The sequence below is a fragment of the Micromonospora cabrerizensis genome (assembly GCF_022230955.1).
GTDB lineage: Bacteria > Actinomycetota > Actinomycetes > Mycobacteriales > Micromonosporaceae > Micromonospora > Micromonospora cabrerizensis.
The window spans coordinates 1-14,358 of sequence record NZ_JAKKFI010000101.1 but is presented as its reverse complement, the minus strand read 5'-3'; the positions used below and the strand labels follow the sequence as shown (position 1 = coordinate 14,358).

Annotated in this window: 12 protein-coding genes; 6 read left to right on the top strand and 6 right to left on the bottom strand. The window is 70.1% G+C overall.

Translation table 11 applies throughout. The annotated features are described in order from the left end of the window. Nucleotides 1–13 precede the first annotated feature (13 nt). The 3 genes from LADH09A_RS26825 (at nucleotide 14) to LADH09A_RS26815 (ending at nucleotide 1,838) form a co-directional block, all read left to right on the top strand. Entirely contained in the window at nucleotides 14–646 is a 633-nt protein-coding gene (locus tag LADH09A_RS26825; protein ID WP_238648392.1) for a phosphoribosyltransferase, read from the top strand. A gap of 22 nt (nucleotides 647–668) precedes the next feature. Next, nucleotides 669–1,055: a TFIIB-type zinc ribbon-containing protein gene (locus LADH09A_RS26820; protein WP_238648391.1), complete on the top strand. Its 387-nt coding sequence runs from the start codon at nucleotides 669–671 to the stop codon at nucleotides 1,053–1,055. A gap of 105 nt (nucleotides 1,056–1,160) precedes the next feature. Next, nucleotides 1,161–1,838, top strand: a complete 678-nt coding sequence (locus LADH09A_RS26815; RefSeq protein WP_238648389.1) for a maleylpyruvate isomerase N-terminal domain-containing protein — start codon at nucleotides 1,161–1,163, stop codon at nucleotides 1,836–1,838. 19 nt (nucleotides 1,839–1,857) lie between these two features. On the opposite strand, the gene dnaB is transcribed toward LADH09A_RS26815, so the two are convergent. Next, nucleotides 1,858–4,695, bottom strand: a complete 2,838-nt coding sequence (gene dnaB, locus LADH09A_RS26810) for a replicative DNA helicase (RefSeq protein ID WP_238648469.1) — start codon at nucleotides 4,693–4,695, stop codon at nucleotides 1,858–1,860. A 382-nt stretch (nucleotides 4,696–5,077) separates the two neighbouring features. On the opposite strand from dnaB, the gene LADH09A_RS26805 reads away from it, so the two are divergent. Beyond that, nucleotides 5,078–6,613 (top strand): hypothetical protein, encoded by a 1,536-nt coding sequence (locus LADH09A_RS26805; RefSeq protein WP_238648388.1) that lies wholly within the window; start codon nucleotides 5,078–5,080, stop codon nucleotides 6,611–6,613. 202 nt (nucleotides 6,614–6,815) lie between these two features. Here the strand turns inward: LADH09A_RS26805 and rplI are convergent, their stop codons facing one another. The 4 genes from rplI to rpsF form a co-directional block, all read right to left on the bottom strand. Then, nucleotides 6,816–7,262, bottom strand: a complete 447-nt coding sequence (gene rplI / locus LADH09A_RS26800; RefSeq protein WP_124816622.1) for a 50S ribosomal protein L9 — start codon at nucleotides 7,260–7,262, stop codon at nucleotides 6,816–6,818. A gap of 14 nt (nucleotides 7,263–7,276) precedes the next feature. Beyond that, nucleotides 7,277–7,558, bottom strand: a complete 282-nt coding sequence (gene rpsR, locus LADH09A_RS26795; RefSeq protein WP_051723758.1) for a 30S ribosomal protein S18 — start codon at nucleotides 7,556–7,558, stop codon at nucleotides 7,277–7,279. Continuing rightward, nucleotides 7,558–8,097: a single-stranded DNA-binding protein gene (locus tag LADH09A_RS26790; protein ID WP_238648386.1), complete on the bottom strand. Its 540-nt coding sequence runs from the start codon at nucleotides 8,095–8,097 to the stop codon at nucleotides 7,558–7,560. The genes rpsR and LADH09A_RS26790 overlap by 1 nt, the downstream gene beginning before the upstream one ends. 81 nt (nucleotides 8,098–8,178) lie before the next feature. Continuing rightward, nucleotides 8,179–8,469 (bottom strand): 30S ribosomal protein S6, encoded by a 291-nt coding sequence (gene rpsF / locus LADH09A_RS26785; RefSeq protein ID WP_036391391.1) that lies wholly within the window; start codon nucleotides 8,467–8,469, stop codon nucleotides 8,179–8,181. Between the two features lie 637 nt (nucleotides 8,470–9,106). Here rpsF and LADH09A_RS26780 point away from each other — a divergent pair. Both LADH09A_RS26780 and LADH09A_RS26775 read left to right on the top strand, forming a co-directional pair. After that, nucleotides 9,107–9,898, top strand: coding sequence for a deoxyribonuclease IV (locus LADH09A_RS26780; protein ID WP_238648385.1), 792 nt, complete (start codon nucleotides 9,107–9,109; stop codon nucleotides 9,896–9,898). Next, a complete protein-coding gene (locus LADH09A_RS26775) occupies nucleotides 9,895–12,426 on the top strand; it encodes a hypothetical protein (RefSeq protein WP_238648384.1) in 2,532 nt (843 codons plus the stop codon). The genes LADH09A_RS26780 and LADH09A_RS26775 overlap by 4 nt, the downstream gene beginning before the upstream one ends. 118 nt (nucleotides 12,427–12,544) lie before the next feature. Here LADH09A_RS26775 and LADH09A_RS26770 read toward each other — a convergent pair whose 3' ends face one another. After that, the gene (locus LADH09A_RS26770; RefSeq protein WP_238648383.1) at nucleotides 12,545–14,050 is read right to left on the bottom strand and encodes a glycosyltransferase family 87 protein; all 1,506 of its coding nucleotides are present in this window, start codon (nucleotides 14,048–14,050) and stop codon (nucleotides 12,545–12,547) included. Between the last annotated feature and the right edge of the window lie 308 nt (nucleotides 14,051–14,358).

Below are 14,358 nucleotides of genomic sequence, written 5' to 3'. Positions count from 1 at the left end.
TAGACCTGAAGACATGACGACGTACCGCGACCGGGCCGACGCCGGCCGGGTGCTCTCCGACCGGCTCACCGCACTGATCGGCGAACCCGACGTCGTCGTCCTCGGCCTCGTCCGGGGTGGCGTGCCGGTCGCCCGGGTCGTCGCCGAACGCCTCGGCGCACCACTGGACGTGCTGGTCGTCCGCAAGCTCGGCATGCCGTGGGCCCGGGAGGTCGCCTTCGGCGCACTCGGGCCGGGCGGTGTCCAGGTGCTCAACGACGCGGTGGCCAGCCGACTCAGCAGCGACGACATCGCCGAGGTCACCCGACGGGAACAGGCCGAACTGGAACGCCGCGAACGCCTCTACCGGGGCGGTCGAGCCCAACTGGACCTCACCGGGCGTACAGCGGTGATCGTCGACGACGGCCTCGCCACCGGCGCGACCGCCCGCGCCGCCGTGGAGGTCGTCCGCCAACTGGGGGCACACCGCGTCGTGGTCGCGGTGCCGGTCGGCGCGCAGGAAGCCTACGAACTTCTCGCCGCCGAGGCGGACCAGGTCATCTGTGCCCAACGCCCCGCAGACTTCGGCGCGGTGAGTGTCTACTACGACGACTTCCACGAGGTGTCCGACGAGGAAGTCACCGAGGCGCTCACAGCAACTGCATAGGTCCAGCAGGTACCGTCGGGCGATGAGTAGTCTCACCTGCCCCAAGTGTCACGGAGAAATGCGCCAGTACGAGCGCAGCGGCGTCAACATCGACCAGTGCGGGGAGTGCCGCGGCATCTTCCTGGACCGCGGCGAGCTGGAGAAGCTGTTCGAGGCGGAGGCCAACTGGAGCCGCCAACAGGGCGGCGGCGCGCCACCGCAGCCCGCCCACCAGCCGGCCGGCTACCCGCCCCCGCCGCCGCCCCCGCACCAGCCCGGTTACGGTGCCGTCCCGCCGCCGCCCCCGCCCGCCCACGGCTATCCGCCGCAGCCGGCGTACGGCCACCAGCAGCAGCAACAGCACCACGGCTACCACGGGCACTACCGGCAGAAGAAGCGCAAGGGCTTCCTCGACGACATGTTCGGCTGAGCCGGAGCCGACGTTCCGCCCGGGTCGATCGATGCGTCGGCCCGGGCACATCGCCCGCCCCGTTGATGGTTGGCGGGCGCGATGGCCCGTGCGAGGCTGATTCGCATGACCGTGATCCGACCCGACGAGGCGCTGGCCCAGGCGTACGACGGGATCACCACGACTGTCGACGACCTGGACGACGCCGGCCTGCAACGAACCACCCGCTGCCAGGGCTGGCTCGTCGCCGACCTGCTGCTGCACGTGCTCGGCGACGCCCAGCGGGCACTGGTCGCACTGGCCAGCCCCGTCGACGGCCCCGCCGACACCGACGACGTGAGCTACTGGCGCGACTTTCCCGGCGATGACGAGAACGCCGCCAGGCATGCCTGGTGGGTCCGCCGATCGGCCGCCGCCTTCGACCGCCCGACCGGAATCGTCCGCCTCTGGCGGGAGACCGCCCCGGCGGCGGTCCGCGCCGCAGCGTCAGCCGACCCCGAGGGGTACGTGACCACGCAGGGGCACGTGCTGCGCGTACCGGACTTCCTCGCGACCCTGACCACCGAGGCCGTCGTGCATCACCTGGACCTGACCGTGGACCTGCCCACCGCGCCGCCGCCCGGCCCACTGGCGGTACGAGTCGCGGTGGCGACCATGGACGGTCTGCTCAGTGACGACACCGTCCGCCCCACCGCCTGGGACGACCACGACTTCCTGCTGAAGGCCACCGGGCGCGTGCCGCTCACCGAGCGGGACCGGCTGGAGTTGGGCGAGTCGGCGGGCTGGTTCCCGCTGCTCGGCTGACGGCTGGTTGTCGCACCGGTCAGCCGATGGCCATGTCCACGAAGCGGGACAGGTGCAGTTGCGCTGCCACCGTCACGGTGTCGGTTGGTCCATTTCGATGCTTGGCAATTATGAAATCCGCCTCGCCGGCCCGCGGCGACTCCTTGTCGTAGTAGTCGTCACGGTGCAGCAGGATGACAACGTCGGCATCCTGCTCAATTGATCCACTTTCCCGCAGATCGGACAACTGGGGTCGCTTGTCCGTGCGCTGCTCGGGACCACGGTTCAGCTGACTGACCGCGATGACCGGGCACTCGACCTCCTTGGCCAACAGCTTGAGGCCACGGGACAGGTCGGCGACCTCCTGCTGGCGGCTCTCGGTGCGCTTGGGCGACGTCATCAGCTGGAGATAGTCGACCACGATCATCTTGAGGTCGTGCCGCTGCTTGAGCCGTCGAGCCTTGGCCCGGATCTCCATCAGGTTCATGCTCGGCGTGTCGTCGACGAAGAGCGGCGCCTCGCTGATCTCGCCCATGCACCGGGCCAGCTTGGTCCAGTCGTCGTCGGAGAGCTGCCCGCTGCGCAACACGTGCAGCGGCACCCGCGCCTCGGCGGAGAGCAGTCGCATGACGATCTCGACCTTGCTCATTTCCAGCGAGAAGATCGCGGCAGCCTGGTTGGCGCGAATCGCAGCATTTCGGGCAAAGTCCATGCTGGCGGTGCTGTTGTGGGTAGGGATCATCGCCCGGCTGGCCAGGTACAGATGTTCGTCGTTGTCGACCGTCACACACCGCACCGGAACGCTGGGGACCGGCCGGACGTCGACGATGAACCGCGAGGTCGTTCGCACGTCGGACGTGGTGCGGCGGCGTGCGGCGTGTGCATCCTGCTTGCGCCCGAGCCGGAAGATCACGTCCGGCGTGGAGAAGTTCAAGGTGTACGCGATCGACGACTCGCTGGTGCGGCCGCGCACCGGCTTCGCGTTGACCGTGCAGCGGTAGCCGAGGCTGACGACGAGTTCGCGTACGTCATCGGCCAGCCGCTTCGAGGTCGACGTGTACTGGAGGTTGCCGGACGGGGCGACGGTCCCATCGGTGTCCATCAGCCCAGCGAGCAGCGCCCTGCGCTGAGCCTCCGAGGCGCGCAGATATGCGCCCGGGATGTGCTTGTTTCCCGCCACCCCGACCTGACGCAACAGTCCGAGGAAGGAACCGTTCCGGTGCCGGCAGTCGACACACTTCCTGGTCGCTGGATTCTCACGCAACGCCCTGGTGGAAGCGCCACAGTCCGCGCAGAAACCGTTCCGCGGAGCAGCGGACGTGGGCTGCAGCAGAATGGTGTAGAGCATCGGCCCGCTGGGCCGCACGACGAAGCCGTCCGCCTCGACGTGCGTGACCATCTCCGGATCGGCGGTGGTGAAGCGGCTGGCGTCGCTGTGCCCGTCACCGAGCCACGCCCCCAAGGTGTAGGGCGGTACCAGCAGCTCACGGTCCGGGAGTTGGATGGGAGCGCAGTTCCGTACGGCATGGTTGAGCCGCCGCTGGGCGGTGTCGGTACGCAGCGTGGCCGCGATCTCGGCAGTGGTGACGACGCCGTCGTGGTCGGCCCGGCTGCCGGCGTTGACCTCCCGCTCGGCTCGTTCAAGGAGCGCGCTCAGAAGCGGACCGGCCGGATAGCCGGGCGCGGTCCAGTTCCGCGGCTTGCCGTTGCGGACGACGGGACGGCTGATCCGGCCAACCGACCCGACCTCGTGGGCGACGGTGTGCAGGACATGCCGGAACTCCGGCCCCACCTGCTCAATCGTGTCGAAGAGCGTGATCGGCTGATTCCGTTGGGAGCTCAGCCGCTCGTGTGCCGCACGTACGTTGGCGAGTGACGACTCGGGCCAGTGTCGCCTTCGCCGCGCCGGCTCCTGCCGCCGACCAGCCCGGCTGGTGGTCTTCCACAGGTGCTCCGCGTCGGCCACGATGACCGTGCCGTCGGAGAACTCCACCTCGTAGCAGGGGCGGTTGTGCATGACGTCGAAGGCGTGTGTGACCGTGGTTGGTCTGCCGTCTGCCGCCAGAAGTTGATCGCCCGCCTTGACCTCGCCCATCGTGGTCCAGCCGCCCGGGGTCGGCAGCGGGGTGTCGAGCGCGAGCGCCTTGCCCAGACCAGGCCTGCCGGCCACGATGATCAATTGACCGGCGTGCAGGCCGTTGAGCAGCCGATCCAGGTCGCTGAAGCCGGTCGGAACGCCGGTCATCATGCCGCCGGTCGCCCCCACCGCCTCGATCTCGTCCAGCGTGGGCTGCAACATGTCGGCCAGGATCGCGAAGTCCTCGCTGACCCGGCGTTCGGTGACGTCGTAGACGGCCTGCTGGGCAAGGTCCACGACGTCGTCCACGTCCCGGCTGCCGCCGCTGGCGGTGCCGTACCCCAACTGCACGATCTTGGTGCCGGCCTCGACCAGGCGACGCAGCACCGCCCTTTCGCTGACGATCCGCGCGTAGTAGGCCGCGTTCGCGGCGGTGGGCACGCTGGCGATGAGGGTGTGCAGGTAGGGCGCGCCACCGACGCGGACGAGATCACCGGAGTCGGCGAGCGCCGCGGCGACGGTGATCGAGTCGGCTGGCTCACCTCGGCCGTAGATGTCCAGGATGATGTCGAAGATGGTGGCGTGCACCGGCCGGTAGAAGTCGTTGGTCTTGAGGATCTCGACGACGTCGGCGATGGCGTCCTTGGAGAGCAGCATGCCGCCGAGGACGCACTGCTCGGCGGCGACGTCCTGGGGCGGGGTCTTGTCGAACTGGCCGTCCCGCTGCGCGGGTGGCTGGCCTCCGCCGGAGCGTGACTCTGCCCGCATGTCGTCGGTGACCGACACGGGTCCCCCCTCCACTGCGCCGGATCCAGTCCCAGCTCTACCGCTGGGGTACGACACTTCCGTCCGACCGGGCCGGTCGATCGGGGGCCATCGCGCCGGCGGTCGAGGGCCAACCATACGGACCCCGAGGTCAGAGACTCAACAACGCCGGTGGACGAGCCTTGGGACAACCTGTGGATGTCGGTGGACAGCATGTGCGCGGCGTGTGCACAGCCTGTGGATAACTGTTGGGGAATTCTTCGTCATAACGCGTTGACCTGCTAAAACGTGCTCCCCAGCCTGTGGAGGAAGATATTTCGGTCGGCCCTGTGACACGATCGTCCCGTACTATCTCCAGCGAACGGCTACACCTGGACAGCGGATTCCGCTTTCGGTTCAGAAGGGTCACACTCCGGCCGTGAGTTACCGGGACTGGGGACGCGGGGATGGCAGCCCGCGCGAGCGCCAGCCGACCGCCTCGTGGGGTGAACGCGCGGCGTCCGTTCCGGTCGACCCGTACGACGAGGACGGGCGATACCGCACCTCCAGTCGGCGGCGTGCAATCGACCGGGGCCAGGACGAGCCCGTCGACGCCTATCTGCCCCGGTGGGCGTTGGAATCGGGTGTCCGACACGCTGACGGCGGCGGGCGTCACGCCGCACCGGACGAGGACGAAGGCGAGCTGCCCACCTCCGGTGCTGGCCGACGTTCTGCGGAGGCGTCGAGCGGCCGAGGGCGGCGCACCAGCGAGCTGGGTTGGCGCGACCAGGCGGCGATCGGTGCCGGGCCCGACTCGGACCACACTCGGGAGTGGACGCTCGACCGTCCGCAGGACCAGGGATACTCGGGCCGTCGAAGGGCCGACGCCGGGGAGGACGAGCCGGTTTCCGGTGCGGTCCAGGACCGTCGCCCTCGCCGTGCCCCCGCTGGCCGTCCTCAGGTGATCTGGTCGGGCGGGGATCTGGAGTCCGGCCCGAGCGAGCCCGCGCCCGAACCGGACGTGAGCCGCCCCACCCGGCGTAGCCGTCGTGCGGCGGAGGAGTCCTGGTCCCGTCCGGCGGCCGACCCGTGGGTGCGCGGGTCCGACCGGGTGGCTGAGCCCGAGCCGTCGTACCCGCCCGCGGTGGATCCCTGGGATGCCTCCGGTGTGCATGCGTGGCCGCCGGCTGCCGGGGCGGACGGCACTGATTTGAGCGGGCAGTGGTCGGCGGTGGAGAGCGTCGGTGGCTGGGAGCGGTCCGACCGCACCGGCCAGTGGGAGCGGTCCGCGATCGAGGACGACCAGTGGGACCGTACGCTGGCGCCGCGCTCGGACCGGTCGGTGGCCGCGGAGGGTTGGCCGGCACGGGACGAGGGGTTCTGGCCCGGCACCCGGCTGGCCGACGACGACCCCCGGTGGATGGATCCGGCAACGACGGCGCCCAGGTCGCCGGTGGTGGGTTACACCGCTCCGCGACCGCGCAGTGCGCCTGTGCCGCGTGGTGGGGCGCCACGGCGTCGGGCGGACCGGCCTGCGGTTGGGGCGGCGTCGGTGCGTCAGCGGGTCGAGTCGGCGGCCAGCGGTGCCTTCTCGCGGCGCCTGGAGGACGACCTGCTCGACCCGGATCCGGGCGGGCCCTTCCGGCCGTTGCTGTACACGGCGGCCTGTTACCTGGTGCCGGCGATGCTGATCTTCGTTTGGCTGTTGACGTTGGACAGCCAGGCGCCTGCTGGTTGTGTGACGGACATCAGCGGCGGTGGCTGCGAGTCGGCCCGGTCGCGCGCGTTGGAGTCGTTGCTCGCCGGCTCGCCGCGCTTCGGTCTGGCGCTGGTGAGCAGTCTGGTGGTGGCGGCGCTGCTGCGTCGGGTGGGTACGACGTGGCGCTCGGCGACCATCGCACTCGCCGCCGCGGTGGTGGGCGGTGGCCTTTCCACGGTGTTGATCAGCGCGGTGACCGGCCAGCCAATCGGGTGACCTGCCCTGCGGGTGGGGCGGCACGGATCTGGCGTCCGCCTGACCTGTCCTGAGGGGCAGTGCGGCAACCGGACGAGCGTCGGCGCAGGCCCGCGGGCGTCGAGCGCGCCGCGAATGCAGGGCCTGGTCGGGCTCAGAGGGCGTACGCACGAAGGCCCGCACCGATCGCTCGGTGCGGGCCTTCGTGGTGGTGTTGCGGACGTCAGCCCTGAACGACGTTCAGGTTGAACGACGCGGTCACCTCGGGGTGCAGCTTGATCTTCACCGGGTAGGCGCCGGTCGACTTGATGTGACCGGGCACCTCCAGCCGGCGACGATCGAGGACCGGGCCGCTGGCGGCCTTGACGGCGTCGACGATCTCGGCCGGGGTGACCGAGCCGAAGAGCCGTCCGCCGTCGCCGGCGCGGACCTTCAGGTTGACCTTGAGACCCTCGAGCTGAGCCTTGACCTCGTTGGCGTGGTCGAGGTCGCGGATCTCGCGGGCCCCACGGGCCCGCTTGATGACCGTGACCTGCTTTTCCGCGCCCTTGGTCCAGACGATCGCGAAGCCCTGCGGCAGCAGGTAGTTACGGCCGTAGCCGTTCTTGACCTCGACGATGTCGCCCGGGGCACCGAGGCCGGACACTTCCTGAGTCAGGATGATCTTCATATCGGTGCCTCCTCTCAGCGGGTGGTGGCCGTGTAGGGCAGGAGCGCCATCTCACGGGCGTTCTTGACCGCACGGGCGATCTGCCGCTGCTGCTGCGAGGTCACGCCGGTCACCCGACGAGCGCGGATCTTGCCGCGATCGGAGATGAACTTGCGCAGCAGAGCGGTGTCCTTGTAATCGATGTAGGCGATCCCGTCCTTGTCGAGCGGGTTCACCTTCTTCTTCGGCTTGCGCAGTGCCGCAGCCTTGGCCGTTGCACGTGCTCCTGGTTTGCGATCGCGAGCGCTAGGCGCCATTAGAACGGTGGCTCCTCGTCAAAATTGGCGCCCGAACCGGCACGCGCGGGAGAGGGAGCAGCCGAAGCCCAGGGGTCGTCGAAGTTGCCTCCGCCGCCGCCCTGGCCACCACCACCACCACTGCTGCCACCGAAGCCGCCGCCACTGCCGCCGGAGCGGGACATTTTCTGCACCTTCGCCGTGGCGTAGCGCAGCGACGGGCCGATCTCGTCGACCTCGAGCTCGATGACAGTGCGCTTCTCACCCTCGCGGGTCTCGTAGGACCGCTGACGCAGCCGGCCCGACACGATCACCCGAGCGCCACGCTGCAGCGACTCGGCGACGTGCTCGGCGGCCTGCCGCCAGACGGTGCATGCGAGGAACAGCGGCTCGCCGTCCTTCCATTCGTTCGACGCCTTGTCCATGAAGCGGGGCGTCGAAGCGACTCGGAACTTGGCGACCGCAGCCCCGGAGGGGGTGAACCGCAACTCGGGGTCATCGGTCAGATTGCCGATGACCGTGATGGTGGTGTCTCCTGCCATGACCATCTCCTCGCGCACTCAGCGTCTCGTCGTACAGGCTCGCAGAGCCGTACGACAGAGTCGCGGAGGCTGATCCGGACGAACCGGGGTTTGGATGCTCTAGCGCATTTCCGGTCGGATGACCTTGGTGCGCAGCACGGACTCGTTGAGCCGGAGCTGACGGTCCAGCTCGGCCACCGCAGCAGGCGTGGCCTGCAGGTCGATGACGGCGTAGATGCCCTCGGCCTTTTTGTTGATCTCGTACGCGAGGCGCCGACGGCCCCACACGTCGGTCTTCTCAACCGAGCCACCCGCGGTCCGAATCACGTTCAGGTACGTGTCGAGCGACGGTGCGACGGTGCGCTCCTCGAGGCTGGAGTCGAGGATGACCATTAGTTCGTAGTGACGCAAGACGTGCTCACCTCCTATGGGCTAAGCGGCCACGGTCCTTCCGTGGCAGGAGGTCTTGTGTCGTTGCCCGCACACGTCAGGGGAACCCGACCGGACGCGGACAACCTGACCAGGATACCCGGTCCCAACGATCATGCCCGGGGTGGTCGGGTCAGTGCCCGGGCAGGCCGACGGGGGCCCACCGTTCGACCGTCATCCGGCCGATGGTGGACCCCCGTCTACGAGGCCGCGGGGCGTCTGGTCCGCATTCCTTGGGTGGGACCTGGGGAGGAACGACCACACCGATGAGGTTGGACCGAAGACGCCCCGCGGAGCTTTATCGTGTTGTTACCTGACGATACAACGACACTCGTACCTTGTCGGGGGAAAAAGCACAAATTTCCGAGATTCTTCATCGGTGGGCGATCGCTGTGCGAGGGGCCCCCTCCGCCACGCCGGGCCGCACGGCGGAGGTGACCTCGCTGTCGGCCGTCGACCTCCGGTCGCCATCCGCGGGGCTTGCTCCGCTGGCGGCACCGGGGTGCTGGTCGCCGGTTCAATCCCATCAACGACCGTCGGTCCGTCCGGTGACGCGCCCGCACGCGACACCGCCCCGGGCGTCACCCGCCAGTCAGGGCCGCGACGTAGGCTCGCTCGCATGCGTATCGGAGCCCACGTCGATTCGACCGACCCGCTGGCGGAGGCGGCCGCCCGGTCCGCCGACACCGTGCAGTTCTTCCTCGCCGACCCACAGGGATGGAAGGCACCCAAGCCCCGGGAGGACGCCGAGCGGCTGCGCACGGCCGAGGTTGACCTCTACGTGCACGCGCCGTACGTCATCAACGTGGCGACCCTCAACAACCGCATCCGGATTCCCAGCCGAAAGCTGCTGCTCGGGCACGCCAACGCGGCCACCGCCATCGGCGCCAAGGGTCTGATCGTCCACGGTGGGCACGTCAACGCCGGGGACGACCTGGCCGTCGGCTTCGACAACTGGCGCAAGACCTTCGCGTACGCGGCCGACTCCGGCGGCTTCGGCGTGCCGGTCCTGATCGAGAACACGGCCGGCGGCGACAACGCGTGCGCCCGCCGACTCGACGCGCTCGCCCGACTCTGGGACGCCATCGGCGACTACGAGGTCGGCTTCTGCCTGGACACCTGCCACGCGTACGCGGGCGGGGAGGAGTTGCTCGGCCTCGTCGACCGGGTCAAGGCGATCACCGGAAGGATCGACCTGGTGCACGCCAACAACTCCAAGGGCGCGTTCAACTCCGGCCAGGACCGCCACGACAACCTGGGCGGTGGCACGATCGATCCGGAGCTGGTCGTGGCGGTGATCCGGGCCGCCGGGGCGCCGGTGGTCGTCGAGACACCGGGCGGAGTGGAGGGCCAGGCAGCCGACATCGACTTCCTCCGTCAGCAGCTCGCCACCGCGAGCCCGGCAGCATGACGACCGGACAGCCCGGGACCGGGAAGGCCCGGCCCACCGCCACCGGCACGGATGCCGAGAGCCGACCTGCCGCCGCATCCGCCGCGGGCACCCCAGCCCAGCCTGCTCGCACCTCCGACGCCGTCTCCGGCAGGACCCCCGCGCCGAGCGCCGGGACCACCGCGCCGAGCGCGGGGGCTGTCGCGGACCAGCCGCGGTCGAGCGACGGCACGACCGGAGCCACCGCGAGCGGCGACCCGCAGCCCTCGAAGAGCGGCGTCGCCAAGGACACCTCCGGGGACGCTGCCGCCAGCGGGGGCGGCGGCCGGAAGGGCAGTACGGCCACGGGCGGCACCGCGACCAGTGACAGCAAGGCCGGGAACAGCAGGACGGCCAAAGAAGGCAGCACGGCCAAGGCCGACAGCACCGCCAAGGACAGCACCCCGGCCAAGGCCGACAGCACGGCCAAGGCCGACAGCACGGCCAAAGACAGCACCCCAGCCAAAGACAGCAAGGCCGGGAACAGCACCCCGGCCAAGGCCGACAGCACCGCCAAGGACAGCAGCACCGCCAAAGCCGACAGCACGACGACCGACCCGGCCAAGGACGGCACCCCGGCCAGGGCCGGCACGGACGGCGGTTCGGAAGACGTCGCGGCCAAGGGCACAAGAGTGGGCAGGGGCAAGTGGTGGGGTTGGGGCCGGAGAGCGGCCAAGACCGGCGGTCCGGCCAAGACCGACGGTGACACCAAGACCGACGAGGCCAAGCCGGTCGAGCCGGATCGGTGGGAGGCGTTCGCCTCCGCTCCGGAGCCGCGGCCCTCCATCGTGACCCGGGCGAGCCGAGCCGTCGGCCGGTTCCTGATCCACGAGTGGACCCTGGCCACCCTCGGTGCGTTGGCACTGGCCGTGCTCATGACGTGGCCGACGTTGCGCTATCCCCGCTACACGCTCCCGCAGGACTACTGGGACCCGAGCCTCCAGGCCTGGCAGATGGCCTGGTCCGGGCACATCCTGCTGGCTGAGCCAGCGCGCCTGTGGCAGTCCAACACGTTCTTTCCCGAGCTGTGGAGCTTCGCGTTCTCCGACACCCTGCTCGGGTACGCCCCGGCCGGGATGCTCGGTAGCGGCCCCGAGGACGCGGTGCTGCGCTACAACATCATGTTCGTGCTGGCCCACGCGCTCGCCACGCTCGGGGCGTACGCGCTGGCCCGGCAGCTCGGGGCTGGCCGGATCGGCGCAGCCGTCGCCGGCGTCAGTTACGCGTACGCGCCGTGGCTGCTGGCCCAGGCCGGGCACCTGCACGTGCTCTCCAACGGCGGGATTCCGTTGGCGCTGGCGATGTTGGCGCGCGGGCACGGCTGGTCACTGCGGCACGGTTACCGGCCCGAGCGCCGACACGACGGATGGGTCTACGCCGGTTGGCTGGTGGCCGCCTGGCAGCTCAGTCTCGGTTTCGGCATCGGGCTGCCGTTCGCGTACTTCCTGGCCTGCGCGGTGATCGTCACCGTCGTCCTCTACTACGTGCGGCGGCTGCGCACCCGGCAGGCCGTGCCGTTCGGTCGCCGGTTGTTCGTCGCCGACCTGCTCGGCGGTCTGTTCTTCGCCGGTGTGGGTCTGCTGATGGCGTTCCCGTTCTTCAAGGTGACCGAGCTGCACCCGTACGCCGAGCGGACCATCGGCGACATCAGCATCTTCTCGCCGCCGGCGTCGGGGTTCGTGACGGCGCCCGCCGAGTCGCGGCTCTGGGGTGGGTTGCACGAGGGGGCCCGCGCGGCGCTGCCGTGGCACCCGGAGATGACGCTGCTTCCCGGGTTCGTGCTCTACGCGCTGGCCGCGGGTGGGCTGATCTTCTCGGTCTGGCGGCTGCGGCACCGACTGCTGCTGCTCACCGCGGTGCTGGTGACGATGGCCTTCGCGATGGGCACCCGCTTCTTCGACGGCACCTTCACCTACGTGCCGCTCTTCGAGCACGCGCCGGGCTGGAGCGCGTTGCGTACCCCTGGTCGGTTGATGCTGTGGACCACGCTGTTGCTCGGTCTGCTCGCGGCGGGCGCGGTCACCGCGCTCACCGACCGGGTGCGCGAGTTGACTGCCCAGCGGATCCCGTCGTGGCCGGGGCCGTGGCTGCGGACGGCCACCCTGCTGCCGCTGCTGCTGGTCGCCGTCGAGGGCCTGAACACCACGCCGCATCCGGTGGTGCCGACCCAACCGGCGGCGATGCGTTCCGCCGAGGGGCCACTGCTGGTGCTGCCGAGCAACCAGAGCCTGGACCAGCACGTGATGTTGTGGTCGACCAGCGGTTTCCCCGACGTGGTCAACGGTGGCAGCGGCTTCACCCCGCGCCAGCTCGACGACGTCCGCCGGGTGAGCCAGTCGTTCCCCGACCAGACCAGCGTCGACTACCTGCGCACGCTCGGCGTCCGCTCGGTGGTGTTGCTGCGCGGGCAGGTGGTGGGCACACCGTGGGAGATCACCATCGACGCGCCGGTGGAGTCGCTGGGCATCAGCCGGCAGGACGTCGGCGACGCGGTCGTGTATCGGCTGTGAAGGTCTAGGGCGGGTTCGCGGGGGAGCCCACCCGGCTCCGGGCGGTCAGACTTGATCCCTGCGCCGGGCGGGCTCCCCCGCAAACCCTGACGTGGTCCGGGCCGCGTTCGCGCTGGTGTCAGGTGGCGGCGATGGGTTCGGGGTGGGGTTCACTGGTGTCCTTGCGACGCCAGCGGTCTGTCCACGGGGCATCGGGTGCGCCGTCGAGCACGCCACCGTCCGGGTCGTCCGGATAGGTTGCCCGGACCGCGTCCCGCTCGGGGTGCAGGATCTCCTTGACGACCAGCACGCAGAGCACCACCACGGTGGTCAGCCGGAACGTCGAGGCCAGCACGAAGACCCCCTCCGGGATGACCGGCCGGCTGGTCGCCGCCCCGAGCAGCTCTCCATAGAAGGCGACGAAGTAGCAGACCTCGGCGATCTGCCAGGCCAGGAAGGCGCCCCACTTCGGCCGGGCCAGCACCACGAGTGGCAGCAGCCACAGCACGAACTGCTGGGACCAGACCTTGCTGAAGATGAGGAAAGCGGCGACCACCAGGAAGGCGACCTGCGCCAGCCGCGGGCGGCGCGGCGCCCGCAGCGTCAGCACGGCCACACCGAGACAGGCCAACCCGAACAGCGCGTACGAGATGGTGTTGAGGGTCGGGATGTTGGCGTTCAGCCATTCGAACGGGCCCAGTTGGCCGGGGTCGTTGCCGACCTTGCCGTCCAGGTAGCGGCCGATGTACCAGAGCGTGCCCCAGTCGATCGGCCGGGTGGTGTTCAGCTCGAAGAACCGGTCCCAGTTCTCCGGGTACATCCGGGCTGCCGGCAGGTTCACCAGCACCACCGCAGCGATCGCCGTACCGGTGGCGATGAGCGCGGCGCGGATCCGGTCGGCCCGCAGCGCCAGGACGAGGAGCGGCCCGAGCAGGAACAGCGGCCACAGCTTCGCCGCACCCGCGAGCCCGAGCAGCACACCGGCCACCGCCGGTCGTTTCCGGGCCCAGGCCAGCAGACCGAAGGCGGCCAGCCCGATGGCGAGCAGGTCCCAGTTGACGGTGGCCGTGAGCACCAGCGCCGGGGCCAGCGCGAACAACGCGGCGTCCCAGGGTCGTCGGCGGCGCAGGGCCAGGATCACCGCCACGGTGGCCACCGCGAGGGCGCCCAGCACCAGCGCGTTGAGGTTGTAGAACCACTGGCCCTGGTTGATGCTCGGGTCGCCCTCACCGATGGCGTGCACCGGCAGGCCCAGCGCCCCCATGAAGTAGCCGGTCAGCACCGGGTACTCGACCGGGTGGTCACGGTAGGGCACCTTGCCCTCGTTGAGCCCCTCGGCGTAGTAGAGGGCGAGGACGTCGGTGTAGCAGAACCGGGTGTACTGGACGTTGTTCTGCCAGGCGCCGTCCTGGCAGGGAGACTTCTGCACCCAGTGCAGCGCGAGCGTGAGACACGCCAGCGCCAGCACGATCCGCACCGCGGTCCAGAAGCGACGCTCCTGGCCGGCCGGCCGGTCCAGTGCGGTCGCGTGGTCGCCCAGCGGGCCGCCGATCGCGCTGGACATGCCGCGGACGAACCCGTCGGAGCGGGACGGGTGGTCGGTGGTGCCGGCGTCGTCGATGCCGGGCGTCGACTGGGTGCTCATGAAGAGGCATCCTGCCGTACGACGGGGGTGTCCGTCCCGTCCCGGCGCGGACATCTGGGCACGAAAACGCCGCCGCCGGCCGGGACAGGTCGTCCGGCCGGCGGCGGCGTCATGAAGCGGTGCGGGTCAGTTCCGGTTGGGCGGTAGGCCGGGAAGCCCTCCGCCGCCGCCACCGCCGCCACCTGGATTGCCGCCCGGGTTGCCTCCGGGGTTGCCGCCCGGGTTACCCCCGGGGTTGCCTCCGACACGCGGGCAGAACGGATCGGCACAGCGCCCAGTCGTGTATGCGCGTAGATGCCCGTGCTGTC